This is a genomic window from uncultured Acinetobacter sp. (assembly GCF_947626835.1).
Lineage (GTDB): Bacteria > Pseudomonadota > Gammaproteobacteria > Pseudomonadales > Moraxellaceae > Acinetobacter.
Genome location: NZ_CANQTS010000015.1, coordinates 13,998 through 37,960 on the forward strand (window position 1 = coordinate 13,998; position 23,963 = coordinate 37,960).

General features: G+C 42.5%; 23 protein-coding genes. 13 read left to right on the top strand and 10 right to left on the bottom strand.

Translation table 11 applies throughout. The annotated features are described in order from the left end of the window. Positions 1-2: 2 nt before the first annotated feature. From Q0Z55_RS07535 to Q0Z55_RS07555, 5 genes are all read right to left on the bottom strand, one after another. Positions 3-797, bottom strand: a complete 795-nt coding sequence (locus Q0Z55_RS07535; protein ID WP_297426505.1) for a MipA/OmpV family protein — start codon at positions 795-797, stop codon at positions 3-5. A gap of 235 nt (positions 798-1,032) precedes the next feature. Next, complete coding sequence (locus Q0Z55_RS07540; protein ID WP_297426508.1) at positions 1,033-1,233, bottom strand: hypothetical protein; 201 nt, start codon at positions 1,231-1,233, stop codon at positions 1,033-1,035. Between the two features lie 339 nt (positions 1,234-1,572). After that, a complete protein-coding gene (locus Q0Z55_RS07545) occupies positions 1,573-1,782 on the bottom strand; it encodes a cold-shock protein (RefSeq protein ID WP_122901178.1) in 210 nt (69 codons plus the stop codon). Positions 1,783-2,031: 249 nt separating this feature from the next. Continuing rightward, positions 2,032-3,393, bottom strand: a complete 1,362-nt coding sequence (locus Q0Z55_RS07550; protein WP_297426515.1) for an MFS transporter — start codon at positions 3,391-3,393, stop codon at positions 2,032-2,034. 130 nt (positions 3,394-3,523) lie between these two features. Continuing rightward, entirely contained in the window at positions 3,524-4,435 is a 912-nt protein-coding gene (locus tag Q0Z55_RS07555) for a LysR family transcriptional regulator (RefSeq protein WP_297426519.1), read from the bottom strand. Between the two features lie 126 nt (positions 4,436-4,561). Between Q0Z55_RS07555 and Q0Z55_RS07560 the strand changes: the two genes are divergently transcribed. The 12 genes from Q0Z55_RS07560 to pcaD all read left to right on the top strand — a co-directional run bounded on the left by Q0Z55_RS07560 (position 4,562) and on the right by pcaD (position 15,712). Further along, positions 4,562-5,668: a muconate/chloromuconate family cycloisomerase gene (locus Q0Z55_RS07560; protein WP_297426522.1), complete on the top strand. Its 1,107-nt coding sequence runs from the start codon at positions 4,562-4,564 to the stop codon at positions 5,666-5,668. Positions 5,669-5,725: 57 nt separating this feature from the next. Then, positions 5,726-6,016 (top strand): muconolactone Delta-isomerase, encoded by a 291-nt coding sequence (gene catC / locus Q0Z55_RS07565; RefSeq protein WP_297426525.1) that lies wholly within the window; start codon positions 5,726-5,728, stop codon positions 6,014-6,016. Positions 6,017-6,163: 147 nt separating this feature from the next. After that, positions 6,164-7,084 carry a catechol 1,2-dioxygenase gene (catA, locus tag Q0Z55_RS07570; RefSeq protein ID WP_297426528.1) on the top strand — a complete coding sequence of 307 codons (921 nt, stop codon included), beginning with the start codon at positions 6,164-6,166 and terminating at the stop codon, positions 7,082-7,084. 73 nt (positions 7,085-7,157) lie between these two features. Further along, positions 7,158-8,546: a benzoate 1,2-dioxygenase large subunit gene (benA, locus tag Q0Z55_RS07575; protein ID WP_297426531.1), complete on the top strand. Its 1,389-nt coding sequence runs from the start codon at positions 7,158-7,160 to the stop codon at positions 8,544-8,546. Beyond that, positions 8,543-9,052 (top strand): benzoate 1,2-dioxygenase small subunit, encoded by a 510-nt coding sequence (gene benB, locus Q0Z55_RS07580; RefSeq protein WP_297426534.1) that lies wholly within the window; start codon positions 8,543-8,545, stop codon positions 9,050-9,052. Before benA ends, benB begins: the two co-directional genes overlap by 4 nt. An 86-nt stretch (positions 9,053-9,138) precedes the next feature. Beyond that, complete coding sequence (gene benC, locus Q0Z55_RS07585; protein WP_297426537.1) at positions 9,139-10,155, top strand: benzoate 1,2-dioxygenase electron transfer component BenC; 1,017 nt, start codon at positions 9,139-9,141, stop codon at positions 10,153-10,155. 13 nt (positions 10,156-10,168) lie between these two features. Continuing rightward, entirely contained in the window at positions 10,169-10,948 is a 780-nt protein-coding gene (gene benD / locus Q0Z55_RS07590; RefSeq protein WP_297426540.1) for a benzoate diol dehydrogenase BenD, read from the top strand. Positions 10,949-10,992: 44 nt separating this feature from the next. Next, positions 10,993-12,213, top strand: coding sequence for a benzoate/H(+) symporter BenE (gene benE, locus Q0Z55_RS07595; protein ID WP_297426543.1), 1,221 nt, complete (start codon positions 10,993-10,995; stop codon positions 12,211-12,213). Positions 12,214-12,240: 27 nt separating this feature from the next. After that, positions 12,241-12,912, top strand: coding sequence for a 3-oxoacid CoA-transferase subunit A (locus Q0Z55_RS07600; protein WP_297426546.1), 672 nt, complete (start codon positions 12,241-12,243; stop codon positions 12,910-12,912). Positions 12,913-12,933: 21 nt separating this feature from the next. Then, on the top strand, positions 12,934-13,584 hold the full coding sequence (locus Q0Z55_RS07605; RefSeq protein WP_297426549.1) for a 3-oxoacid CoA-transferase subunit B: 651 nt from the start codon (positions 12,934-12,936) through the stop codon (positions 13,582-13,584). An 87-nt stretch (positions 13,585-13,671) separates the two neighbouring features. Beyond that, the gene (gene pcaF / locus Q0Z55_RS07610; RefSeq protein WP_297426619.1) at positions 13,672-14,877 is read left to right on the top strand and encodes a 3-oxoadipyl-CoA thiolase; all 1,206 of its coding nucleotides are present in this window, start codon (positions 13,672-13,674) and stop codon (positions 14,875-14,877) included. A 49-nt stretch (positions 14,878-14,926) separates the two neighbouring features. Continuing rightward, on the top strand, positions 14,927-15,712 hold the full coding sequence (pcaD, locus tag Q0Z55_RS07615; protein ID WP_297426552.1) for a 3-oxoadipate enol-lactonase: 786 nt from the start codon (positions 14,927-14,929) through the stop codon (positions 15,710-15,712). Positions 15,713-15,756: 44 nt separating this feature from the next. Here pcaD and Q0Z55_RS07620 read toward each other — a convergent pair whose 3' ends face one another. The 5 genes from Q0Z55_RS07620 to Q0Z55_RS07640 form a co-directional block, all read right to left on the bottom strand. Next, positions 15,757-16,797, bottom strand: coding sequence for an enoyl-CoA hydratase/isomerase family protein (locus tag Q0Z55_RS07620; protein WP_297426555.1), 1,041 nt, complete (start codon positions 16,795-16,797; stop codon positions 15,757-15,759). Between the two features lie 10 nt (positions 16,798-16,807). Continuing rightward, complete coding sequence (locus Q0Z55_RS07625; RefSeq protein ID WP_297426622.1) at positions 16,808-17,992, bottom strand: acyl-CoA dehydrogenase family protein; 1,185 nt, start codon at positions 17,990-17,992, stop codon at positions 16,808-16,810. A 24-nt stretch (positions 17,993-18,016) separates the two neighbouring features. Next, positions 18,017-19,675 carry an AMP-binding protein gene (locus tag Q0Z55_RS07630; RefSeq protein ID WP_297426558.1) on the bottom strand — a complete coding sequence of 553 codons (1,659 nt, stop codon included), beginning with the start codon at positions 19,673-19,675 and terminating at the stop codon, positions 18,017-18,019. 84 nt (positions 19,676-19,759) lie between these two features. Beyond that, complete coding sequence (gene mmsB, locus Q0Z55_RS07635) at positions 19,760-20,656, bottom strand: 3-hydroxyisobutyrate dehydrogenase (RefSeq protein ID WP_297426561.1); 897 nt, start codon at positions 20,654-20,656, stop codon at positions 19,760-19,762. An 11-nt stretch (positions 20,657-20,667) separates the two neighbouring features. Beyond that, the gene (locus tag Q0Z55_RS07640) at positions 20,668-22,197 is read right to left on the bottom strand and encodes a CoA-acylating methylmalonate-semialdehyde dehydrogenase (RefSeq protein WP_297426564.1); all 1,530 of its coding nucleotides are present in this window, start codon (positions 22,195-22,197) and stop codon (positions 20,668-20,670) included. 194 nt (positions 22,198-22,391) lie between these two features. Between Q0Z55_RS07640 and Q0Z55_RS07645 the strand changes: the two genes are divergently transcribed. Further along, a complete protein-coding gene (locus Q0Z55_RS07645) occupies positions 22,392-23,288 on the top strand; it encodes a LysR family transcriptional regulator (RefSeq protein ID WP_297426567.1) in 897 nt (298 codons plus the stop codon). The last annotated feature ends 675 nt before the right edge of the window (positions 23,289-23,963 follow it).

The following is a 23,963-nucleotide window of genomic DNA, read 5'->3' on the forward strand; positions in this document are numbered from 1 at the left end:
TATTAAAATTTATAGTTAACTGCCATATAAAAGTTAGTCTGCGAACTTTGATCCACTAAAGGACCATCTTGTACTTTATTGGGTAAGAATTTTTGCATTGCAACCCCAAAGACATTCACTTTTTCATTAATGACATAATTGGCACCTAATGAAACATGCGGAATAAAGACCTGATCTGGACGATACGCGTCAACACCACGCGCAACCTCACTGTTTAAAATACCGTAATAGTAATTGGCACGTTTATCGGATAACCACTCCACACCCACATTTGGAATCAAGCTTAAACGAGGATCAATTTGCCAAAAATATTGATAATTTAAACGTAATTCTGCCCCTTCACTGGCTCCACCAACATCATGCAAGGCTTGTGCTGAGATAATGCCATAGGGTTTACGCATGCTCGCTTCAACACCTAGGTCAACACTGCGATCACGATCTTCAAGCTGTGCTTTGCTGATGCCTTTTTCTGCAAGTTGACGTGTACTTAACTCACCCACATCTAAATTCATCATATTGACATTAGCAATCGCATTGACACTAAAAACACGGTCGCCATACAACGCAGCGCCTGCTGATAATCCACGCACAAAGAAACGCTCACTTTCATAAGCAATTACAGGAACAGGAATAATTTCAGTTTTTTCGCCAATATAGATACCGCTACTGCCAACAGCACCCAAACCCACACTTAAGCCTTGTGGTTTGCCCGTTTGGGCAGGACGTTGTGGCTGTTTTTCTGCAAAAGCAAGCGTAGGAATACAAAGTGCTGTAATTGTTACAATTTTTTTTAGCATGTCTTGTCCATCATATGCGCGTGAGTTAGTTTTAATATACAGCAGCACAGGGTGAATTATATGTGAAATTTAAGCGACCATCTTATCAAGATCGATCTTGTTGTAATTCTGAATGCTATTTAACATAGGAGTAGTAAATTGCCAATCTGTAATTGATGAACAATCTTTGAGTTCATTTTCAGTACAATAGATTTAAACAGTTACCTTAAATAAATGAAGACTTTTATAGATTTGTTTAACGCAAACGTTGTAATGCACGTTGTCTCTTGATTAAACCTAAGACCTGTTTGCGCGCATTAATTTGCTCTTCATCAAATAGAAGCACTTGTTGTAATTGGGCAATAGTTTGAGTGGCATGTTCAATCAAATAGCAATCTTGTTCAACACTCCACTGGGCAGTGAGCTCAACAGCTAATGCTATTTTATGACGTTTCATACTTGAACTCACAATATGAATGATCAACCTAAAACTGCAAAATAAAAAGCTCCAACATGATCGAGTAACAAAGTAACAGGGGTGTTAAATAGATCATGTTGGAGTATGGGTATTATTCAATTTAATTCCGACAATTTCAATCAAGATTACATGTTTATGCTGTAAAAATTAAATAAACTTACAGATTGGTTAAAAAATCAGCCCAATTTTGTCATTTCTTACACAAAATATGAAAGGTATAGTATTTCACTGTCATTTGTCTTTGAGGATAAAGTAAATTTTAGACAATAAAAAACCCATGCAGTGCACGGGTTTTTCAACTTTATTTTCTAATGAAAATTAAAGTGGGCTAATCGCGTTAGCTTGAGAGCCTTTAGGACCAGCAACGATTTCGAATTGAACGCGTTGGCCTTCTTGCAATACTTTGAAGCCTTTTACTTGAATTTGGCTGTAGTGTGCAAACACGTCTTCGCCAGAATCTGCTGCAATAAAACCGAAACCTTTAGTTTCGTTGAACCATTTAACTGTGCCAGTTACTACGTTTGACATAGATTTTTCCTATACTTTAAAAACTTTATATGGCTTGTGCCATAACGCCTAAGACAATAAACTTTGTAACGAAAAAATCTGATAAAACGAAGGGAACAACGAGATGAAAAGATTTGCGATAACAACAGTATTATTATTTTAGTGTCCCTCATTATACACCACTAAATTAAACATACAAGGGGTTATTTCAATTTTTTTATAGCATTGAAAAAGCGCAGTTCAATAGCTGCGCTTTTTGTATGAGTGGCTTTAAGTTTGTGAATCAAGCTTGAATTGATCTAAGCTTGCAGCAGTTGACTTTGCGTCAACTGACACACGTAAATTCACCATAAAAATTGCACATGCAGCAATCACACCCGGAATTGCAATAGCTAAGAAATTCATTTGATGTGGCAACTCAAAGGTCAGTAATGCACCGGTTAACACAGGACCTACGATCGCACCAATACGGCCAATACCCGACGCCCATCCCATCCCTGTTGAACGCACACTGGCTGGATAAAACTGTGCCACGAAAGTATACAATAAAATCTGTGAGCCAATGGTTGCAGCACCGGCGATGGCAATTAAGCTATACAACACAATTTGTGGACTGTTAAAACCAAGTAAAATCAATGCCAAAGCACCTACCACAAATAAAGTAGTGAGTACTTTTTTGATATGAAAACGATCTGCTAAGACACCACCACCAATGGCGCCTAACATGCCTCCAATATTGAGTGCAAACAAGAACATCATACTTGCCCCAAGTGAGTACCCCGCTTGAAGCATCAGTTTTGGTAACCAACTTCCCAAAGCATACACCATTAATAAGCACATAAAAAATGCTAACCAAAACATAAATGTACTTGTACTGCGTCCTTGTTGGAACAAAGCTTTGAGTGGTGCTTGATCCACGGCGTTCACTTCAGGCAGAGTAAATTGGGTCTGTGCGGTAATTTTACGCTCTGGCGCAATCTTAGTGACAATTTTAGCCACTTCTATATTGTTGTTTTTTTGCGTTAAAAACATTAAGGATTCAGGTAAATACTTGCATAGAATCGGTAAAAATAAGCATGGAATTCCTGCAATATAAAACATGATTTTCCAACCATAATCACCCACTAACCAAGCGCCTAACAGTGCAGAGCTCATACCACCGATGGCATAACCACTAAACATGACGGCCACTAAGGTACTTCGAATACGTTTAGGCGCATACTCGGTCATCAGCGCAACCACATTCGGCATCACGCCGCCAATCCCTAAACCGGCTAAAAAGCGCAACACGGCAAACTGAGTTGGGTTTTCAGCAAAAGCCCCTAAGAAAGTGAAACCACTAAAAATGGTGACACACATAATAATGGTTTTTTTACGACCTAATTTATCTGATAAAGTACCAAAACACATGGCACCAAACATCATTCCAAATAAGGCACTACTGGCCAGCAAGCCTGCTTGTACCGTGGTCAAACCCCATTCTTGCATTAATAAAGGCAGCACTACGCCATAAATCACTAAATCATAGCCATCAAAAATAATAATGATTAAACACCATAATAAGACACTCCAATGAAATGGACGGAACTTCGCCTCATCCACCACCTGTTGGATTTCAATCTGTATTGACATGCTTCACCTCCTCCTTGTGAAGATCACTTTGATATGCACAATGCGTGATCTAAATGGCTTTGTCCAAAACCGTTTAAGCATGCTTATATACTTTAAAAGTTGGGTTTTTTAGTTTGCTAAAACTTCAGATTTAAAGTAGGGCACGTTCATATTGAATCGCTTCGAGATCATAAACTTGATAGATGCAATCAAATAAGGCGCGTAAATCATCAGCCGTGTCTAAATGACGAATCGCCATAAACACAGGGCTGGTCGCATCGTGGTCAATAATGGGGATATATTTGACATGCGCCAATTGAATTGATTTGGCGCTTTCAGGCACGATACACATGCCTTCTGCTGCTGCGACTAAACCAAGTGCCAGTTGAATTTCCCGGACCACTTTGAGATTTTTTGGAGTTAAACCATGTTCAGCAAAAATACTTTGTACTTGAGTGGCAAAATTTGCCTCTTGACTCTTTGGGTACAAAAATAGCTGTTCTTGTTCAAGCTGTGCAAAAGTAACACACTGCTTTTGGGCTAAAACATGACTTTGATGGACTGCCAAGACTAAGGGCTCTTCACGCAATAAAATCCGTTTAATATGTGGATCAGAGATGCGTAGCCGTCCAAATCCCACGTCTATTTTGCCTTGTTTTAGGGCTTGAATTTGCTCAAAGGTCGACATTTCGATCAACTCAACTTTAAGATTGGGCTGTTGTTGACGAAAGACATAAATAATTTTAGACAACAAACCATAAAGCAATGAAGCTACAAAACCAATTTTAATGCTGCGTTCAACAATACCAATACGTGCCGTCATACATTTAATTTCTTCAGCATTCGACAAAAGTTTAAGTGCATGCTGATAGAAGAATTGTCCAGCTTCTGTGAGTTGTAAAGGGCGGCTACTACGTTCAAAAAGTTGCACACCCAGTTCCGCCTCAAGCTGTTGTATTTGGCGACTTAACGGGGGTTGAGCGATAAATAAACGCTCAGCGGCTTGGGTGAAACTTCTACTTTCTGCGACAGCAACAAAATAACGTAAATGACGCAATTCCATGCGTTCTGCTCCCTATAAAATACCTTTTTAGTATAAAAAAATGCAAAAACAGTCTTCGACAGCCTAATTTTATTCTTTTAAGGTATATCCAAGAACAGCGAAACGCAAGTGCAGCCGGAATAGATCATGTATAAAAAAATTGAAACCATTTTGGTTGAAATTCCAACCATTCGCCCACACAAGATGGCGGTTGCCACCATGCAAACCCAAACTTTGGTGTTGGTTAAAATCACCAGCGATGACGGTTTTATCGGTTGGGGGGAAGCCACGACCATTGGTGGTTTAGGCTATGGAGAAGAAAGCCCTGAAAGCATTAAAACCAATATTGATAGTTACTTTGCCCCACTTTTGAGATCCCTTCAGGGACATAACCTTGCACAAATCATGCAAGTGTTAAAAAAGCATATCAATGGTAACCGTTTTGCCAAATGTGCCATTCAGACGGCACTGCTGGATATTCAAGCCCAGCGTTTAGGTTTACCACTGTCTGAGCTGTTAGGCGGTCGTTTACGTGATAGCGTGCCAGTACTGTGGGTACTCGCGTCTGGCGATACCGAAAAAGATATCGCTGAAGCTCAACAAATGCTCGAAGCCAAACGGCATAATTTTTTCAAACTCAAAATCGGCTCACGCGCTGTAGAAGCAGATGTTGAACATGTACTTGCGATTAAACAGGCACTTGGCAATGAGGTGTCGATTCGTGTGGATGTCAACCGTGCTTGGTCTGAACTCGATGCAATTAAAGGCATCAAGCGATTACAAGCTGGTGGTATTGACTTAATCGAGCAGCCTTGTGCGATTGACAACATTGAAGCCATGCAGCGTTTAACGCATCGTTTTGATATTGCCATCATGGCAGATGAATCCTTAATGGGTCCAAGTAGTGCTTATCGTCTAGCCAAAAGCAATGCAGCCTCTGTATTTGCAGTCAAAGTGGCCCAATCGGGCGGTCTCCTTGAAGGTCGTGACGTGGCAACCATTGCACAGCTGGCTGGGATTGACCTGTATGGCGGCACGATGCTTGAAGGTACGGTGGGTACTATGGCTTCAGCACAGCTGTTCTCCACATTTGAAAATTTAAAATTTGGTACTGAATTATTTGGTCCATTGTTATTAACCCAAGAAATTCTCACTACCCCATTACGTTATGAAAATTTTGAACTACACCTACCTAACACACCAGGTTTAGGGATCGAGATTGACGAAAACAAAATTGAGCAATTACGTCGTTAATTCATTTTAATCCTCGACAACGAGATCTTGTCGAATCAATGCATCAAGGAGTGAGACATGCTGTTTCATGTACGTATGGATGTCAACATCCCAAAAGATATGCCCGTTGAACAAGCCAATGAAATTAAAGCGGTAGAAAAGGCGTATTCACAGCAATTACAGCAACAAGGCAAATGGCGTCACATTTGGCGCATTACGGGTCAATATTCAAACATCAGTATTTTTGATGTGGACAGTAACGAAGAATTGCATACGATTTTACAAGGCTTGCCTTTGTATCCGTATATGCAGATTGAAGTGATGGCGCTGAATCGTCATCCGTCTTCAATTCGTGAAGATGACCGTTAATTTAAACCCTTAAATCCATTTAAAGCTTAAGGCTGTGTGCACGTAAAAACGTGCGCCTTTAGCCTTCTTATATCTAAAAACAAGGAAAATGGTCGCCCTCTCGCTTGTAATGCGATGAAGGCTTGCCATACAAACAGGAGTATTTGTATGAATCGCCAAGACATTGATGCTTTAGTCAAAAAAATGAACGTAGACACTGCAACCGGTCCAGTTGACCCACGTATGCAACAAATTGTGGTGCGTTTATTAGGAGATTTTTTCCAAGCCATTGAGGATTTGGACTTAACTCAAACTGAGCTATGGAAAGGCTTAGAGTACTTTACGGACGCAGGTCAAGCCAATGAACTGGGCTTACTGGCAGCAGGTTTAGGTTTAGAACATTATTTAGATTTACGTGCTGATGAAGCCGATGCCAAAGCCGGTATCACAGGCGGTACACCACGTACCATTGAAGGACCACTTTATGTGGCCGGTGCGCCTGAATCTGTCGGATTTGCGCGCATGGATGATGGTTCTGAAGAAGGTGAAATTCCAACCTTAATTATTGAAGGCACAGTGAAAGATACCCAAGGCAATCTCATCGAAGGTGCTAAAGTTGAAATGTGGCATGCCAACCGCCTAGGCAACTATTCATTCTTTGACAAGTCACAATCAGACTTTAACTTACGTCGCAGCATTTTCACCGATGCTCAGGGTCAATACACGGCGTTAACCACTATGCCTGTTGGCTATGGCTGCCCACCAGAAGGCACCACACAATTTGTACTGGATAAACTGGGGCGTCATGGCAACCGTCCATCACACGTTCACTACTTTGTGACTGCACCGGGTTTTCGTAAATTAACCACGCAATTTAACATTGAAGGTGATCAATACCTTTGGGATGACTTTGCATTTGCAACACGTGAAGGTTTAGTGGCAACTGCTATTGATATCACAGATGAGGCTGAAATCGCGCGCCGTGGTTTAACTGGTCCATTTAAATATATTCGCTTTGACATTGAGTTAGTGCCGATGGTTGAAGGTGCACCATCAACAGACGTCGAACGTCGCCGCGCAGCTGCATAACACTTCAAGCCATATCGGGATAAATCATTTATCCCGATTCACTCCCCATACTTGACCAAGTCGGAGAACGGATATGCCACGTATTCCTGTAATTAATACCAGCCATCTCGATCGTATTGACGAATTACTTGTCGACAATTTTGAAACCGGTGAATTTAAACTTCATCGTTCAGTATTTACCGACCAAGCACTATTTGACCTTGAAATGAAATACATTTTCGAAGGCAATTGGGTGTATTTGGCACATGAAAGCCAAATTCCAAACAACAACGATTACTTTACCACCCATATTGGGCGCCAACCGATCATCATTGCACGTAACCGCAACGGTGAACTCAATGCCATGATCAATGCCTGTTCACACCGTGGTGCACAGCTTTGCCGTAATAAAAAAGGCAATAAAGCCACGTATACTTGCCCATTCCATGGTTGGACATTCAACAACTCAGGCAAACTTTTAAAAGTCAAAGACCCAACAGATGCAGGCTACTCAGACTGCTTTAATAAAGAAGGTTCACACGACCTGACCAAAGTGGCGAAATTTGAAAGCTATAAAGGCTTCTTATTTGGTAGCTTAAACCCAGATGTTCCATCGCTTGAAGACTACTTAGGTGAAACCACCAAAATCATCGACATGATTGTCGGTCAGTCTGAGCAAGGTTTAGAAGTGCTTCGTGGTTCATCCACCTATACCTATGAAGGTAACTGGAAACTCACCGCTGAAAATGGCGCCGATGGTTATCACGTATCGGCAGTTCACTGGAACTATGCAGCAACCACACAGCAGCGTAAAGAAAAAGAAGCCGGTGATGACATCCGCGCCATGAGCGCAGGTTCATGGGGCAAACAAGGCGGTGGTTCTTACGGCTTTGACAATGGTCATATGCTGCTTTGGACACAGTGGGCGAACCCTGAAGATCGTCCAAACTTCCCAAAAGCGGATGAATATTCAGAAAAATTTGGTCAGGCCATGTCCAAATGGATGATCGAACGTTCACGTAACTTATGTCTGTATCCAAACGTGTATTTGATGGATCAGTTTGGTTCTCAAATTCGTGTACTTCGCCCAATTTCAGTCAATAAAACTGAAGTGACCATTTACTGTATTGCACCTGTGGGTGAAGAGCCTGAAGCACGTACTCGCCGTATTCGCCAATACGAGGACTTCTTTAATGCTTCAGGGATGGCAACACCAGATGATTTAGAAGAATTCCGCGCCTGCCAAGCCGGTTATGCAGGTATTGAAACCCAATGGAATGACATGTGCCGTGGTTCTAAGCACTGGATTCATGGGCCTGATGAAGCAGCCAATGAAATCGGTTTGAAACCAAAACTATCTGGGATTAAAACTGAAGATGAAGGTTTATACCTTGCACAGCACCAATATTGGTTAGACATGATGAAAATCGCGATTGCCAATGAAAAAGCACTGGCAGCATCTGTAGAAGGAGAAATGGCATGAATGCTCAAACCAACTTAAACCAAGTGAGCCTAGACGCAATTTCTCAATTCCTTTTTCAAGAAGCACGTTTTTTAGATGATGAGCAATGGGATGATTGGTTAGCCTGCTACGCACCAAGCGCAACATTTTGGATGCCTTCTTGGGATGACGATGACAAACTCACCACCGATCCACAATCTGAAATTTCCTTGATCTACTACCCGAACCGTCAAGGTTTAGAAGACCGCGTTTTTCGGATTAAAACCGAGCGTTCTTCTGCAACTATGCCGGATACACGTACAAGCCATAACATCAATAACATTGAAGTGATTGCACAAGAGGCTGACAAAGTCACCGTACGTTTTAACTGGAATACCTTGAGCTTTCGTTACAAAACCGCATACAGCTACTTTGGTATGTCACGTTATGAAATCGATTTTTCAGGTGAAAAGCCACAAATTTTAAGTAAATACGTGGTACTGAAAAACGATTATATCAATCAAGTCATCGACATTTACCATCTGTAATTTGCCTCGATCACAGATTTGCTTCAGCCAAATGGAATTTTGGCTGAAGTTCTCCCCAGTTTAAGAGTTTTTAAAAGGATTCAGCCATGTCTAGTCACAATGTTGCACTTCAATTTGAAGATGGCGTTACCCGTTTTATTTCAGTTACTCAAGGTGAATCACTCTCTGATGCAGCCTACCGTCAAAAAATTAACATTCCACTCGATTGCCGTGATGGTGCATGTGGCACATGTCGTGCATTTTGCGAATCTGGCAGCTATGACATGCCTGAAGAAACCTATATTGAAGATGCACTCACCCCTGAAGAGGCAGCACAAGGTTATATCCTTGCTTGCCAATGTCGTCCGTCTTCAGACGCCGTGTTTCAAATTCAAGCCTCCTCTGATGTCTGTAAAACAGAAATTCATACTTATCAAGGTACTTTGGCACGTGTAGATAACTTATCTGAATCAACTATTACGTTTGATATTCAACTTGATGAAGGTCAGCCAGAGATTAACTTCCTTGCCGGTCAATATGTGAATGTTGGGATTCCGGGGACTCACGACACGCGTTCATATTCATTTAGCTCTAAACCGGGAAATCGTTTAACCAGCTTTGTGGTACGTAATGTCCCGAATGGCAAAATGAGTGGCTTTTTAAGCGTTGATGCTAAAGTGGGCGAAAAAATGTCGTTTACAGGTCCATTTGGTAGCTTCTATTTACGTCATGTTGTACGCCCTGTGGTGATGCTTGCAGGTGGTACAGGTATTGCACCATTTATGTCGATGCTGCAAGTATTGGCAGAAAAAGGCTCTGATCATCCAGTACGTTTAGTCTTTGGCGTGACCAATGATTTTGACTTGGTGGCCCTGGAAGAACTCAATAATTTGCAAGAAAAATTCGCTTGGTTTGAATACCGCACAGTGGTGGCAAATCCTGACTCTGCACATGCACGTAAAGGTTATGTCACAGCTCATATCGAAACCGAATGGTTAAACGGTGGCAACGTAGATGTTTATCTGTGTGGTCCTGTACCCATGGTCGATGCAGTTCGTGGTTGGTTAGATGCAGAAGGCGTGAAACCTGCCAATTTCTTATTTGAAAAATTCTCTGCAAATTAATTCGGAGCGCATTATGTCAAAAAGATTTGAACATAAAGTCGTGATTGTGACGGGTGCTGCTCAAGGCATTGGTCGTGGGGTTGCATTACAAGTAGCAAGCGAAGGTGCTCAAGTAGTATTGGCTGATTTTTCAGACTATGTGGATGATGTACTTACAGAAATCACCCATGCAGGCGGTCAAGCGGTTGTGATGAAAGCCAACTTAGAGACTTTCTCGGGTGCAGAATCTGTGGTAGCAAAAGCAGTTGCAACCTATGGTCGTGTAGATGTGCTCATCAATAACGTTGGTGGTGCAATTTGGATGAAGCCTTTTGATGCATTTTCTGAAGAAGAAATCATCAAAGAAGTCAATCGCTCATTGTTCCCAACATTGTGGTGCTGCCGTGCCGTACTGCCTGAAATGATCAAGAATCAAAAGGGTACAATTGTAAATGTGTCATCCATTGCCACGCGTGGTATTCACCGTGTGCCTTACTCAGCTGCCAAAGGCGGCGTCAATGCTTTAACTGCCTCGCTTGCATTTGAACATGCAAAAGATGGGATCCGTGTCAATGCTGTTGCCACAGGTGGTACACAAGCGCCTCCTCGTAAAGTGCCTCGCAATGCCAATCCTTTGACTGAGGATGAAAAGCAATGGATGCAAGACGTGGTCGATCAAACCATTGAGCGTAGTTTTATGCGACGCTACGGCACGATTCAAGAGCAAGTCAATGCGATTGTCTTTCTTGCCTCAGATGAGTCTTCTTATATGACAGGTACGGTAGTGCCTGTAGGTGGCGGTGATCAGGGTTAAATCTGATCACTTTTTAAGCACATTGTTGCAAGGAGGCAGAAACAATGACAACCCTATTGCAAGACTTAAAAAAAGATTGGTCAATTTCAGCCACGGTGGCAGGATTTTTAGCCGTGCTGATTTCCTATGCAGGCCCCTTGATCATTCTTTTTCAAGCCGCTCAAAATGCCCAAGTGCCTCCTGATATGTTGATTTCATGGATATGGGGAATCTCAATTGGTGCAGCTGTAGCCGGTATATGGCTATCGCTTAGGTTTAAAGTCCCGATCGTCACGGCGTGGTCAGCGCCAGGTACGGCTTTATTGGTGACTCTTTTTCCAAGCTTATCTGTAAATGAAGCTGTGGCGGCTTACATCATGTCTGCGCTGGTGATGTTTATTATTGGTATCAGTGGGTATTTTGACAAGCTGCTACAGCTTATTCCGCAATCAATTGCAGCTGGCATGATGGCTGGTATTTTATTTCAGTTTGGTTTAGGACTGTTTAGTGCCTCAGCACATATGCCGTGGATTGTACTGAGCATGTTATTGGTGTTTTTGCTGAGTAAACGTTTAGCGCCACGCTATAGCATGCTTTGGGTACTGGCCAGTGGTGTTGTTTTAAGCCTATTGCTCGGTCATATGAATCCAATCACATGGAATTTTCAACTGGCTATACCGCAATTGATTGTGCCTGAGTTTACTTGGAATGCCCTATTTAACTTAACCATTCCATTAGTTTTAGTCAGTTTGACAGGACAATTTTTACCCGGCATGTCCATTTTAAAACTCAGTGGATATGAGGTAGCAGCCAAACCGATTATTGCAACCACAAGTATTGTTTCTATGGCGGTCGCCTGCGTTGGTGGCATTAGCATCGTATTGGCTTCAATTACTGCTGCGTTATGTACCGGCAAAGATGCGCATGAGTTGACCCATAAACGCTATATCGCAGGCATTGCAAATGGGGTGTTTTACATTTTAGGTGGCTTATTTGCCGGCAGCATTGTGATGTTATTTAGTCTATTACCCAAAGAGCTGGTGGCAGCTCTTGCAGGTTTAGCCCTCCTAGGTGCAATTGGCCACAACATTACACTGGCCATGGGTCATGAATCACAACGTGACGCAGCCCTCATCACATTTTTGACCACTGCTTCTGGCATGCATTTTTTAGGCTTGAGTTCGGTATTTTGGGGCATTTGCATCGGCATGATTGCACATTTGATCTTAAGAAAACCGCAAAGCTCAAGTGGTTTAAGCACATCAACACACCCTTCTAAAAGTTAACTGGCAACCTTTGCTCTAGGAAATTCTATGATTGATAAAAGCACAGCGTCTTTAACCGAAGCGCTCTCCCAAATTAAAGATGGTTCAACCATCATGATTGGTGGTTTTGGTACTGCAGGTCAACCTGCTGAACTGATTGATGGTCTGATTGCACTTGGCATCAAAGATCTCGTGATCGTCAACAATAACGCAGGCAATGGCGACTATGGTCTAGCCAAACTCTTAAAAGCGGGTGCAGTTCGTAAAATCATCTGCTCTTTCCCGCGTCAGTCAGATTCTTGGGTTTTTGATGAACTGTATCGGGCAGGCAAAATTGAATTAGAACTTGTACCACAAGGTAACTTGGCATGTCGTATTCAAGCAGCAGGCATGGGTCTAGGTCCGATTTATACCCCGACAGGTTTTGGTACTTTGCTCGCAGAAGGGAAACCAACCATGAACTATGAAGGCAAAGACTACGTTTTAGAACACCCAATTAAAGCCGATTTTGCCCTAATTAAAGCACATCAAGGCGACCGTTGGGGCAACTTGGTATATCGCAAATCTGCACGTAACTTCGGTCCAATCATGGCCATGGCAGCAGACGTGACCATTGCACAAGTCTCTGAAGTGGTTGAACTGGGTGCATTAGACCCTGAACACATCATCACCGCGGGCATTTTTGTACAACACGTCGTACAAGTTACACCAGCACAGTAAGCACGGATAAGGAGAAAACCAATGAGCTATACCAAACTGACCCGTGACCAAATTGCTGAGCGTGTTGCACAAGATATTCCTGATGGCGCTTATGTCAATTTAGGCATTGGCTTACCCACCAAAATTTCGAGCTATTTACCTTCAGATAAAGATGTATTTTTGCATTCTGAAAATGGCTTGCTGGCATTTGGTCCACCACCTGCCGAAGAAGAGCGTGATCCTGAATTGATTAATGCGGGTAAAGAATTTGTCACTTTGCTCGAAGGCGGCGCTTTCTTTCACCACGGTGATTCATTTGCCATGATGCGTGGCGGTCACTTAGATATTGCTGTACTGGGTGCATTTCAAGTGGCACAAAATGGCGACCTTGCCAATTGGCACACAGGTGCACCTGATGCGATTCCTGCTGTGGGTGGCGCGATGGATTTGGCCGTCGGTGCTAAAAAAGTTTTTATCACCACCGATCATGTGACCAAAAAAGGCGAGCCCAAAATTGTAGCTGAGCTGTCTTACCCTGCAACAGGCTTAAAATGTGTCGATCGTATTTACACTGACCTGTGTGTGATTGATGTGACCGGTGACGGCATGAAAGTGATTGAAAAAGTTGAAGGATTGTCTTTTGATGAATTGCAAGCCATGACGGGTGCAACGCTGATTGATGCCACAATTTAATCAAGTTTCCTCTTAAGAGGGGTACAAAATACATTTTAGCCGTATCCCTCTTTCTTTTTATTTTAAATTAAAATTGAATAAATCATGATGAAAAATGCCTATATTATTGATGCCATCCGTACACCCTTTGGTCGTTATGCCGGTGGTTTAGCTTCTGTACGTGCTGATGATTTGGGTGCTGTACCACTCAAAGCGCTCATGGAACGCAACCCAAATATTAACTGGGAACAGGTTGACGATATTATTTACGGCTGTGCGAATCAAGCAGGCGAAGATAACCGTAACGTGGGGCGTATGTCCGCCCTGCTTGCCGGTGTGCCTTACCAAGTGCCTGCAACCACAGTTAATCGTTTATGTGGTTCATCTTTGGATGCTATAGCGATAGCAGCACGTGCCATTAAAGCCGGCGAAGCTGACTTAATTGTGGCAGGTGGTGTGGAAAGCATGTCACGTGCTCCTTTAGTGATGGGCAAGCCAGAAGCAGCCTATGGTCGCAACCAAAAACTCGAAGACACCACCATGGGTTGGCGCTTTATCAATCCAAAACTCAAAGAATTGTATGGTGTAGACAGCATGCCGCAAACGGCTGAAAACCTAGCCGAACAATTTAACATCAGCCGCGAAGATCAAGACACATTTGCCTTCAACAGCCAACAACGCACCGCTACTGCTCAAGGCAAAGGTTTTTTTAATAAAGAAATCGTTGCCGTTGAAATTCCACAGCGTAAAGGCGCACCAATCATTATTGATACAGACGAGCATCCACGTGCATCGACTACTTTAGAAGGCTTAAACAAGCTTAAACCTGTGGTCAAAGCTGATGGTAGCATTACAGCCGGTAATGCCTCAGGCATTAATGATGGTGCAGCTGCAATCTTGATTGCCTCGGATAATGCGGTTGCAACATACAATCTGAAACCACGCGCCAAAATCATTGCTGCAACAGTGGTGGGTGTTGAACCCCGCATTATGGGCTTTGGTCCTGCACCCGCTATTAAAAAACTCCTTGCTCAAACCGGTTTAACGCTTGAGCAAATGGATGTGATCGAATTAAACGAAGCATTTTCAGCGCAGGCACTTTCTGTAATGCGTGATTTGGGTCTTGCCGATGATGAAGTGCGTGTTAACCCGAACGGTGGTGCCATTGCCTTGGGTCATCCACTCGGTGCATCGGGTGCGCGTTTGGTGATCACCGCACTGAATCAGCTTGAAGCAACAGGTAGTCAATATGCGCTTTGCTCAATGTGTATTGGGGTCGGTCAAGGCATCGCTTTGATGATTGAACGCGTTTAACTATTTAAAAATCCCCTTCCTTTAATAGAGGAAGGTTGGGAGGGATTCAATGCCAAAATTTACATCTCACAATGCAGATATTTATTACCAAACTTTTGGTGATTCAAGCCATCCTGCACTGATTTTCTCTAATTCTTTAGGGACAAATCTCAGCATGTGGCAAGCACAAATTGAAGTGTTTAGCCAAGATTATTTTGTGATTTGTTATGACACACGTGGACATGGTGCATCTACAGCACCTCAAGGCCCCTATACGATTGAACAATTGGCTCAAGATGTGGTGAATTTATTGGATCACCTAAATATTGAAAAAGCAGCTTTTTGCGGTATTTCAATGGGTGGTTTAACAGGTCAATGGCTTGCCATTCATCACGCAAAGCGTTTTAGTCATATTGTTGTATGTAATACAGCAGCCAAAATTGGTCAAGAACAGGCTTGGTTGGATCGCGCATCTTTGGTTCGTGAACAAGGTTTAGCACCGATCGCATCAACCGCTGCAGGCCGTTGGTTTACTGAAGCCTTTGTACAAAGCAACCCAGATATCGTTGCAAAACTTTCAAACGACTTAGGTGCTGGCAGCCCCGAAGGTTATGCAAGTTGCTGTGAAGCTTTGGCAAAGGCGGATGTACGTGAGCAGTTAAAACAGATTAATGTTCCAATCCTTATTGTGGCAGGTCAACAAGACCCGATTACCACCGTTGCAGATGGTGAATTTATGCAACAAGGCATTGCAGGTAGCCAACTTTTTGAAATTAACGCCTCGCACATTTCCAATATTGAGCAAGCTGAATGTTTTAATCGGGCAGTACATGATTTTATAACCACAACGTCTTAATATAAGATAGAAAAAATCCCCAACATTTGGGGATTTTTTTATTTTTAAGCACTTAAAGCCAGTTGCTGTTGATACAAAGCATTAATTTTTGCATCTAAATCAGGCTGATCAGCACGCCACTTGGGTTGTTTATCTTTATCAATAATTAAAGCACGTACGCCTTCAATAAAGTCACCTTGTTCAAACCAAAGTGTTTGGACTTGACGTTCAAGCAACATCGCTTGCTGACGTGATAGATTACGCCCCAAGTGGTGTAAAACAAAACTTGCACGTTTTGCCATAGGCGAGCGCTGCTGTAGTATAGCAAGGACGCGGTGTGCCCATGCTTGCTCTTCATCTTGTACATGCTGCAAAGCTGACTCAATATTTTCTACACTGGCCTGTTTAAAGCATTGCTCAATACAAGCCACATGACTCTTTAGAGGATACGTTTCGAGCTGCACTGCATGTTCAGAAATCAAGCGCTTAATGCTGGCAATATCAAGCATTTGTGCTGCAATCAAAGTATGTTCAAGCTGAGCTAAATCTTGCTGTTGCACCATCGCATCAACCAGTTGCAATGCTAAAGCATCGGCAGCGCTGATTTGCTCACCTGTGAGTGCCAAATACAAGCCAATTTCCTTAAGTTGTGCTAAAAAATGCGTTGCAGCAACATCGGGGAAGTAGCCAATCACGGTTTCAGGCATGGCAAAACGCGATTTTTCTGATGTGACTTTAAGATGACAGGCTTGTGCCAAACCCAACCCACCGCCAAGTACATAACCATCTAACAATGCGATGATGGGTTTTGTTGAAGCCGACAAAGTATCCAACATAGCATACTCATCTGCAAAGTAATTTAAATGCTGATTGCCCTGAGCATGATAACCGTCGTAGATATAACGTACATCACCACCGGCACAAAAGGCTTTTGGACTGTTCGAGGTGATTAAAATCGCTTCTACCTGAGGAAATGCTTGCCACGTCAATACTTGCTGACGGATGCCATGAATCATGTCAATCGACAATGCATTTAAACTTGCAGCACGGTTCAGGCGAATAATGCCTAAATGTCCTTGTTGTTCAATGATCAGTTCTTGTGTCATGCCATGCTCCTTATTGTGCCAAGCTACGTGCAATCACTAAGCGCTGAATATCACTGGTGCCTTCATAAATTTGGCAAATACGCGCGTCACGATAGATACGTTCAATTGGGAAATCTTTTAAGTAGCCATAACCACCAAAGATTTGGAGTGCTTTAGAACACACACGCTCTACCATTTCTGAGGCAAATAATTTTGCCATAGAGGCTTCTGTTAAACAGGGCTGTCCTGCTTCTTTTAAACGTGCAGCATAATGCACCAATTGACGCGCTGCGGTAATTTCGGTTGCCATAGTGGCTAAACGAAAGCCAATCGCTTGTTGCTCAAAAATTGGTTTGCCAAAGGCGACACGTTCATGGGCATATTTGGTGGCCTCTTCAAGTGCAGCACGAGCTAGACCTACCGCTTGGGCTGCAATGCCAATACGTCCACCTTCTAAATTTGACAGTGCAATTTTTAAACCTTCTCCTTCAGCACCTAAGCGTAGACTTTCATGCAGACGTAAGTCGGTTAAGGCAATTTGGCAAGTATCTGAGGCATGTAAGCCTAGCTTTTCCTCTACACGAATCACTTCATATCCCGGCGTATCACGTGGGACTAAAAATGCACTCATGCCTTTTTTACCCAAGCTTGGATCAGTCACAGCAAACACAATGATCACGCCTGCATTATCACCTGAGGTAATAAACTGTTTGGCACCATTTAAAATATAATGCTCACCGTCTTTTACAGCACGCGTTTTAATCGCGGCTGCATCTGAACCGGTATGCGGTTCTGTCAATGCAAATGCACCGATCATTTCACCACGTGCCAAAGGCACCAAGAAACGTTGTTTTTGTTCATCTGTACCATATTTTAAAATCGGCACACAACCGACTGAATTATGCACGCTCATAATCGTGGAGGTTGCACCATCTGCCGCAGCAATTTCTTCTAACGCTAAAACATAAGCTAAGTTACCTGTTTCAGAACCGCCCCACTGTTCAGGCACAAGCATGCCCATAAGTCCCAACTCACCCATTTGTTTTAACGCAGTCGTCGGAAATGTACCATGCGTATCCCATTCGGCGGCATAAGGCTTAATTTGCTCATGAGCAAAGCTTTTGGTCATGTCTTGAATCAGCAACTGCTCTTCTGTGTATTGTGCAGAGGTCGGGAAAGTTGCTGCTTGATCTTGCTGTGGTTGTTCGTATTGCATATTCATTGTTATATCCTTATATCTTTAGCTTGCCACGTTGAGCTTAACTTTTTGTTTTTCAATTTCTTGGTTACGTAGTAAAAAGCGTTGAATCTTACCACTTGGGGTTTTTGGCAATTCTGTCACAAATTCAACCAAACGTGGATAGGCATGCGCCGAAAGTCGCTTCTTGACAAATTGACTCAAGCTTTCCGCTAAGCTATCTGATGCAGCATCAGGCTCGGCCAATACCACAAAGGCTTTGACAATTTCAGTCCGCTCAGGGTCAGGCACGCCAATGACTGCCGCTTCAATCACCGCTTCATGTTCAAGTAAAGCGCTTTCTACATCAAATGGACCAATACGATAGCCAGATGTGGTAATCACATCATCACTACGCCCAACAAAGCTCATACTGCCATCGCTATGGATTTCAGCAGTATCTCCGGTTAAATAATAGTGTTTTACAAAAGGAGACTTACGGCTTTCTTCATAACCACCAAACCACATCATCGGCGATTTTTCTAAATCTACTGCTAAGATTCCCGGTGTGTCATGCGCTAATTCATTGCCTTGTTCATCCACAGTCACCACACGATAACCTAAACTTGCAAAACCTGCAGAACCGGGCTTGACCTCATGTTGTAAACCGTGATGATTACATACCACCATGCCCACTTCAGTTTGACCGTAGTGATCATAAATTGGGGCATCCAATACTTGATCAAACCAACGAATCACTTCTGGATTAAGAGGCTCACCTGCGCTACTCACCACACGGAACTGACCACGTAGCTTTTGCATTTGTTTTGGATCGGCGGCCAGCATCATGCGATAAGCAGTTGGAGCGCCAGCCAAATTATTCACACCATAATCTTTCACAATTTCACAAAGACTGTCGATGCTAAAACCACCTTCGTAAAACAAGGTCGGTTGACCCAGCAATAGTGGTCCAGTAATCCCATAGTACAAACCATAGGCCCAGCCCGGATCAGCAATATTCCAAAAACTATCTTGAGGTTGTAAGCCAATGGCATTTTTCATATAGCCACCGAAGGCAATTAGCGCTTTAAGTGGCACTTTGAGGGGTTTAGCAGGACCTGTGGTCCCCGAGGTAAACATCAATAAAAACGGATCATCAATACTTAAATATTCAATCTCACATTGGGTCGATTGACGCTCAAGTTCTGCCCAAAAACTATAATCACCTTGATATAATCCAGTGCCTTTTTCACCCGTTACCGTCACAATACTTGGGCAGCCTTCTACCTCGTGCAACTTGTCACGGTTGGTGGGATCAGTCACTACAAATTTACTTTTTGCTAAATTTAAACGATGCTCAATCGCTTTAGGCCCAAATGCTGTAAATAAAGGCTGATAAACTGCACCAATCCGCCAGGTGGCTAAAATGGTAATAATCAGCTCAGGAGTACGTGGCAATAAACCTGAAACACGATCTCCTTTACCCACACCATTGGCTTTTAAAAAATTAGCAAACTGTGCGGCACGTTTTTGTAACTCAGCAAAGGTATATTGCAATTTTCGACCATCTTTACCGCGCCAAAATAAAGCAATACGCCCCGGTAAGGCATGACGATCACAACACTCCTCACAGGCATTTAAGGCATCTAGTTTGCCAGATAGAAATTCTTGTGCAGCTTGATTTAAATCAAAATTTGCTGCTGTTTGTTGATATGTGAGCATCCGCTATACCTCTGTCGATTTGTTGTTATGTCTTGACATGAAGATGAAACAGGTCGCAGCTCCTTGCGACCTGGTGAACCCAAGTTACGCTAAAACAGGTTCGGGTAAATAATGTTGAATAATATTAGAAAAATCTAAATGACCTTGTCCTTCATCACACAGTTGTTGGTAATGTTGACGTACAAACTCACCCAACACCACCGACTGATCGACTTGCTGGGCAGCTTGCACGGCCAAGCCTAAATCTTTGAGCATCAGTTGTGCTGCAAAACCATCACGATAACCACGTGAAGCAGGCGCATTTGGACAAATGCCCGGCCATGGGTTGTATACTTCTGAACTCCAGCAACGCCCAGTTGAGCTATTGATTACACCTGCAAGTGCCTGTGGGTCAATACCTAACTGTGCACCTAAGGCCATCCCTTCCGCGACAGCCGCCATGGAAATACCTAAAATTAAATTATTACAAATCTTAGCAATCTGTCCTGTGCCGACATCACCGCAATGTACAATATTGCTGCCCATATGTTTAAGTACAGAACTCACTGTAATTAATACATCATGTTCAGCACCCACCATAAAGGTCAGCGTACCGGCTTGTGCACCTAATGTTCCACCCGAAACAGGGGCATCACACACCGAAATTTCGCGTGATTTTGCAACTTTAGCAATTTCTTGAATGGTTTGCGGATCAATAGTACTGCTGTCAATACAGTGAGCACCTTGTTTGAGTACCGCTAAAATGCCCTTTTCGCCTAAATAGACCTCTTGTACATGTTTAGCCGCAGGCAACATCGTCACGACTACATCTGCTTGACGCGCAGCAGCTTGTGGGCTATCACATATAATACCGCCTGCTTGAGAAAATTGTTCCAGCGCATGTGGACTTAAATCAAAACCATAAACCTTTTGACCCGCTTTAAGTAGGTTGTGTGCCATTGGGCCGCCCATGTTACCAAGGCCAATAAATGCAATCTGCATAGGTCTGCTCCTTAGCGTAGGCTGATGGTGGTATTCACACCAGTACTTGGTGATTGATCTTCAAACCAACGGCTGGTAATGGTTTTGGTCTGTGTATAGAACTGAACAGCTTGTTTACCATAAGGGCCTAAATCACCGAGCTTTGAACCACGCGAGCCAGTAAAGCTAAAAAACGGGGTTGGTACAGGAATTGGAATGTTAATGCCGACCTGACCAACATCAATCACATCTTGGAATTGACGTGCAATTGCACCACTTTGAGTAAATAAACCGACTCCATTACCAAATGGATTGGCATTGATCAAAGCAATGGCTTGTTCTAGCGTATCGACATGAATAATGGCAAGCACTGGACCAAACACTTCTTCATTATAAATGCGCATTTTTGTGGTCACTTGATTAAAGACGGTTGGTCCAACAAAGTTACCTTGCTCATAACCTACAACTTCAACATTACGTCCATCCAGCAATAACTCTGCACCTTCATCCACACCGCTTTGGATTAAATCCAATACGCGTTGTTTAGCACGTAACGAAATCACAGGACCTAAATCTGCATCGGGTTCATGCCCTGCATTGACTTTTAAAGTTTTAGTTTTTTCGATCAACTCATTGACCCAATGTTTGGTCTCGCCCACCATAATGGCAACCGATAAAGCCATACAGCGTTGTCCCGCTGCACCAAATGCCGCACCAACTAGTGCATTTAAGGTTTGTTCTTTATTGGCATCTGGCATAATCACCGCATGGTTTTTTGCACCCATCATAGATTGCACACGCTTACCATGTTGGCCTGCCAAGTTATATACATGCGTTCCAACAGCGGTTGAACCTACAAAGGAAATAGCTTTGATATCTTGATGTGTACAGAGTAAATCTACCACCTCTTTACCGCCGTGTACCACATTCAGCACACCAGCAGGTACCCCCGCTTCCATCGCCAATTCAACCAACAACATAGTCGTTAATGGGTTTTGTTCAGAAGGTTTAAGCACAAAGGTATTGCCACATACAATCGCCATGGGGAACATCCAAAGCGGAATCATGGCAGGGAAGTTAAAAGGGGTAATGCCTGCACATACACCTAGCGGTTGTTGCAAGGTGTAAGTATCAACGCCACGTGCCACACCATCTAAGTACTCGCCCATTTGCAAGGTACCTACCGAACAGGCATGTTCAACCACTTCTAAACCGCGTTGAATATCACCTTCAGCATCGGCTAAGGTTTTACCTTGTTCAGCAGTCAGCACCTGCGCAATTGATTTAGCATTTTGACGAATCAAATCTTGCAACTTAAGCATAATACGCATACGCGCTTGTACTGGTGTTTGACGCCATGTCGCAAAAGCTGCCTGTGCTGATGCAATCGCTGCATTGACTTCATCTTGAGTCGCCATAGGCACACGACCTAAAACCTCTTGGGTGGCTGGATTTAAAATATCTTGCCAATCTGAAGTAGTTGATTCAACAAATTCACCATTGATCAGCAATTTGGCTGTGGTTAATTGCTGTCCTTGCAGATTCTTATAAATTGCGTTCATGTTCGCTCCGTGCGTGATTCTATGATTGTTGTATTAATCTCAATTTGACGAGCAAATTGAATTATTGTTGTTGTCCTTGTAATTGACACTAACAAAGATTATTTTGACCAACAAGCCAAATTCATGCACGATTGATGTGCAAATTTGCACACACCATGTTTTAAAAACCATAAAATTTAGGAAAAATAACAACGATGAAAGTTGATTGGGATCATTTACGCTTTTTCTTAGTGTTGGCACGTGCAAAAACGCTCACCAATGCGGCACGTTTAATGGGCGTTGAACACACCACTGTAGCACGCCGCATTCAAGCACTCGAACACAATTTAGGCATCACTTTATTTAAACGTGAGCAACACGGTTACGAACTGACTACCGAAGGTTTAGCTTTAATGCCACGTGTAGAACAAATGGAGCAGGCATTTTTTCAAATTGAACGCGTGAACACGCCCTTACAAGGACGCATACGCATTGGTACGCCTGAAGGCTTTGGAACCACATTTTTAGCACAACGTTTGGCACAGTTTTCCAAACAGTATCCCAGCTTAACAATCGACTTAATTCCTGTATCTAAAACCATTAAATTATCGCATCGTGAAGCGGATATTGTGATCTCGATCGACCGCCCTAAAAATGGTCCTTACATTATCACGCGCTTTTCTGACTATTGTTTAAAGCTTTATGGTAGCCAGCACTATCTTGCTCAACATGCGCCTATTTTATGTATTCAAGATTTAAAACAACATCAATTTGTCAATTATATTAATGACTTAGTATATAGTTCAGAATTATACTGTTTAGAACGCCTTCCTATTGAGGTCAGCGCCTGTTTACGTAGCAGCAGTATTGTGGCACAGCAAATGGCAGTGTCAGCTGGTGCAGGTTTAGCCATCTTACCGGTATTTATGGCGGGTCATCAGCCGGAATTAACAGAAGTCTTAAGCAAAGAAATTCAATTTGTGCATACCTTTTGGATGCTCACCTTTGCCGATTTAAAACACGAACCACGCATTAAACTTGTCTGGGATTTCTTACGTCAAGTCGCTGTTGAAGAACGAGCTACCCTAATGGGGCAGTATACTCAAATATAGTTTTTTAGTACTGTAATATAAAAATAGCACTAAAATTTAGCACTTTAATGACCTATGTCCCAAATTCTGTGCAAATAAAGATAGTTTTTCCCGACTAAACTGATCAACATAGGAAAAATGAGATCAAAAAATATCATAGCCGTATTGTATCAGGTGAATTTCTGGCAATAAAGATAGTTTTTCACTACTCAAACCACCTCGTTTCCAGCATTAATAAGGATAGTTTTTCACTACTTAGCCTCTATAAAGATAGTTTTTCACTACCAAATAGCAGTGATTGCTTAATTTAAATACAAATATTGTTTATCAATTCTACAAATAAACTTTTATATTCTGCTTAAAGATAGTTTTTCACTACCAAGAGATTGCAAGCTCATAAATAATGATAGCTTTTCACTACTTAGAGCATAAAAAATGCTTATTTATTATCCTTAACTGTTGTTTTTTAATACAAAAAATTATTTAAGGATAGTTTTTCACTACTCTTTTTGGGCGAAAATTAGGCTAATGGCAGTTATAAAGATAGTTTTTCACTACTTATGTTATCTTCATTGCTTATGTCACTATCTTTGAGGATATTCATTATTGATTTGCTTAATAATTTTTCTATAAAGATAGTTTTTCACTACTTAGTTTTACGCACTATGCACTGAGATTGATTGGATAAGAATAGTT

Excerpts from the sequence above, each read along its gene's own strand:
- benE (WP_297426543.1), top strand. The coding sequence starts at position 10,993 with ATGACAACCCTATTGCAAGACTTAAAAAAAGATTGGTCAATTTCAGCC.
- pcaD (WP_297426552.1), top strand. The coding sequence starts at position 14,927 with ATGCCAAAATTTACATCTCACAATGCAGATATTTATTACCAAACTTTT.
- mmsB (WP_297426561.1), bottom strand. The coding sequence starts at position 20,656 with ATGCAGATTGCATTTATTGGCCTTGGTAACATGGGCGGCCCAATGGCA.
- catA (WP_297426528.1), top strand. The coding sequence starts at position 6,164 with ATGAATCGCCAAGACATTGATGCTTTAGTCAAAAAAATGAACGTAGAC.
- benD (WP_297426540.1), top strand. The coding sequence starts at position 10,169 with ATGTCAAAAAGATTTGAACATAAAGTCGTGATTGTGACGGGTGCTGCT.
- benA (WP_297426531.1), top strand. The coding sequence starts at position 7,158 with ATGCCACGTATTCCTGTAATTAATACCAGCCATCTCGATCGTATTGAC.
- benB (WP_297426534.1), top strand. The coding sequence starts at position 8,543 with ATGAATGCTCAAACCAACTTAAACCAAGTGAGCCTAGACGCAATTTCT.
- Q0Z55_RS07545 (WP_122901178.1), bottom strand. The coding sequence starts at position 1,782 with ATGTCAAACGTAGTAACTGGCACAGTTAAATGGTTCAACGAAACTAAA.
- pcaF (WP_297426619.1), top strand. The coding sequence starts at position 13,672 with ATGAAAAATGCCTATATTATTGATGCCATCCGTACACCCTTTGGTCGT.
- Q0Z55_RS07630 (WP_297426558.1), bottom strand. The coding sequence starts at position 19,675 with ATGCTCACATATCAACAAACAGCAGCAAATTTTGATTTAAATCAAGCT.
- Q0Z55_RS07620 (WP_297426555.1), bottom strand. The coding sequence starts at position 16,797 with ATGACACAAGAACTGATCATTGAACAACAAGGACATTTAGGCATTATT.
- Q0Z55_RS07625 (WP_297426622.1), bottom strand. The coding sequence starts at position 17,992 with ATGCAATACGAACAACCACAGCAAGATCAAGCAGCAACTTTCCCGACC.
- Q0Z55_RS07605 (WP_297426549.1), top strand. The coding sequence starts at position 12,934 with ATGAGCTATACCAAACTGACCCGTGACCAAATTGCTGAGCGTGTTGCA.
- Q0Z55_RS07540 (WP_297426508.1), bottom strand. The coding sequence starts at position 1,233 with ATGAAACGTCATAAAATAGCATTAGCTGTTGAGCTCACTGCCCAGTGG.
- benC (WP_297426537.1), top strand. The coding sequence starts at position 9,139 with ATGTCTAGTCACAATGTTGCACTTCAATTTGAAGATGGCGTTACCCGT.
- Q0Z55_RS07645 (WP_297426567.1), top strand. The coding sequence starts at position 22,392 with ATGAAAGTTGATTGGGATCATTTACGCTTTTTCTTAGTGTTGGCACGT.
- Q0Z55_RS07640 (WP_297426564.1), bottom strand. The coding sequence starts at position 22,197 with ATGAACGCAATTTATAAGAATCTGCAAGGACAGCAATTAACCACAGCC.
- Q0Z55_RS07550 (WP_297426515.1), bottom strand. The coding sequence starts at position 3,393 with ATGTCAATACAGATTGAAATCCAACAGGTGGTGGATGAGGCGAAGTTC.
- Q0Z55_RS07535 (WP_297426505.1), bottom strand. The coding sequence starts at position 797 with ATGCTAAAAAAAATTGTAACAATTACAGCACTTTGTATTCCTACGCTT.
- Q0Z55_RS07560 (WP_297426522.1), top strand. The coding sequence starts at position 4,562 with ATGTATAAAAAAATTGAAACCATTTTGGTTGAAATTCCAACCATTCGC.
- Q0Z55_RS07555 (WP_297426519.1), bottom strand. The coding sequence starts at position 4,435 with ATGGAATTGCGTCATTTACGTTATTTTGTTGCTGTCGCAGAAAGTAGA.
- Q0Z55_RS07600 (WP_297426546.1), top strand. The coding sequence starts at position 12,241 with ATGATTGATAAAAGCACAGCGTCTTTAACCGAAGCGCTCTCCCAAATT.
- catC (WP_297426525.1), top strand. The coding sequence starts at position 5,726 with ATGCTGTTTCATGTACGTATGGATGTCAACATCCCAAAAGATATGCCC.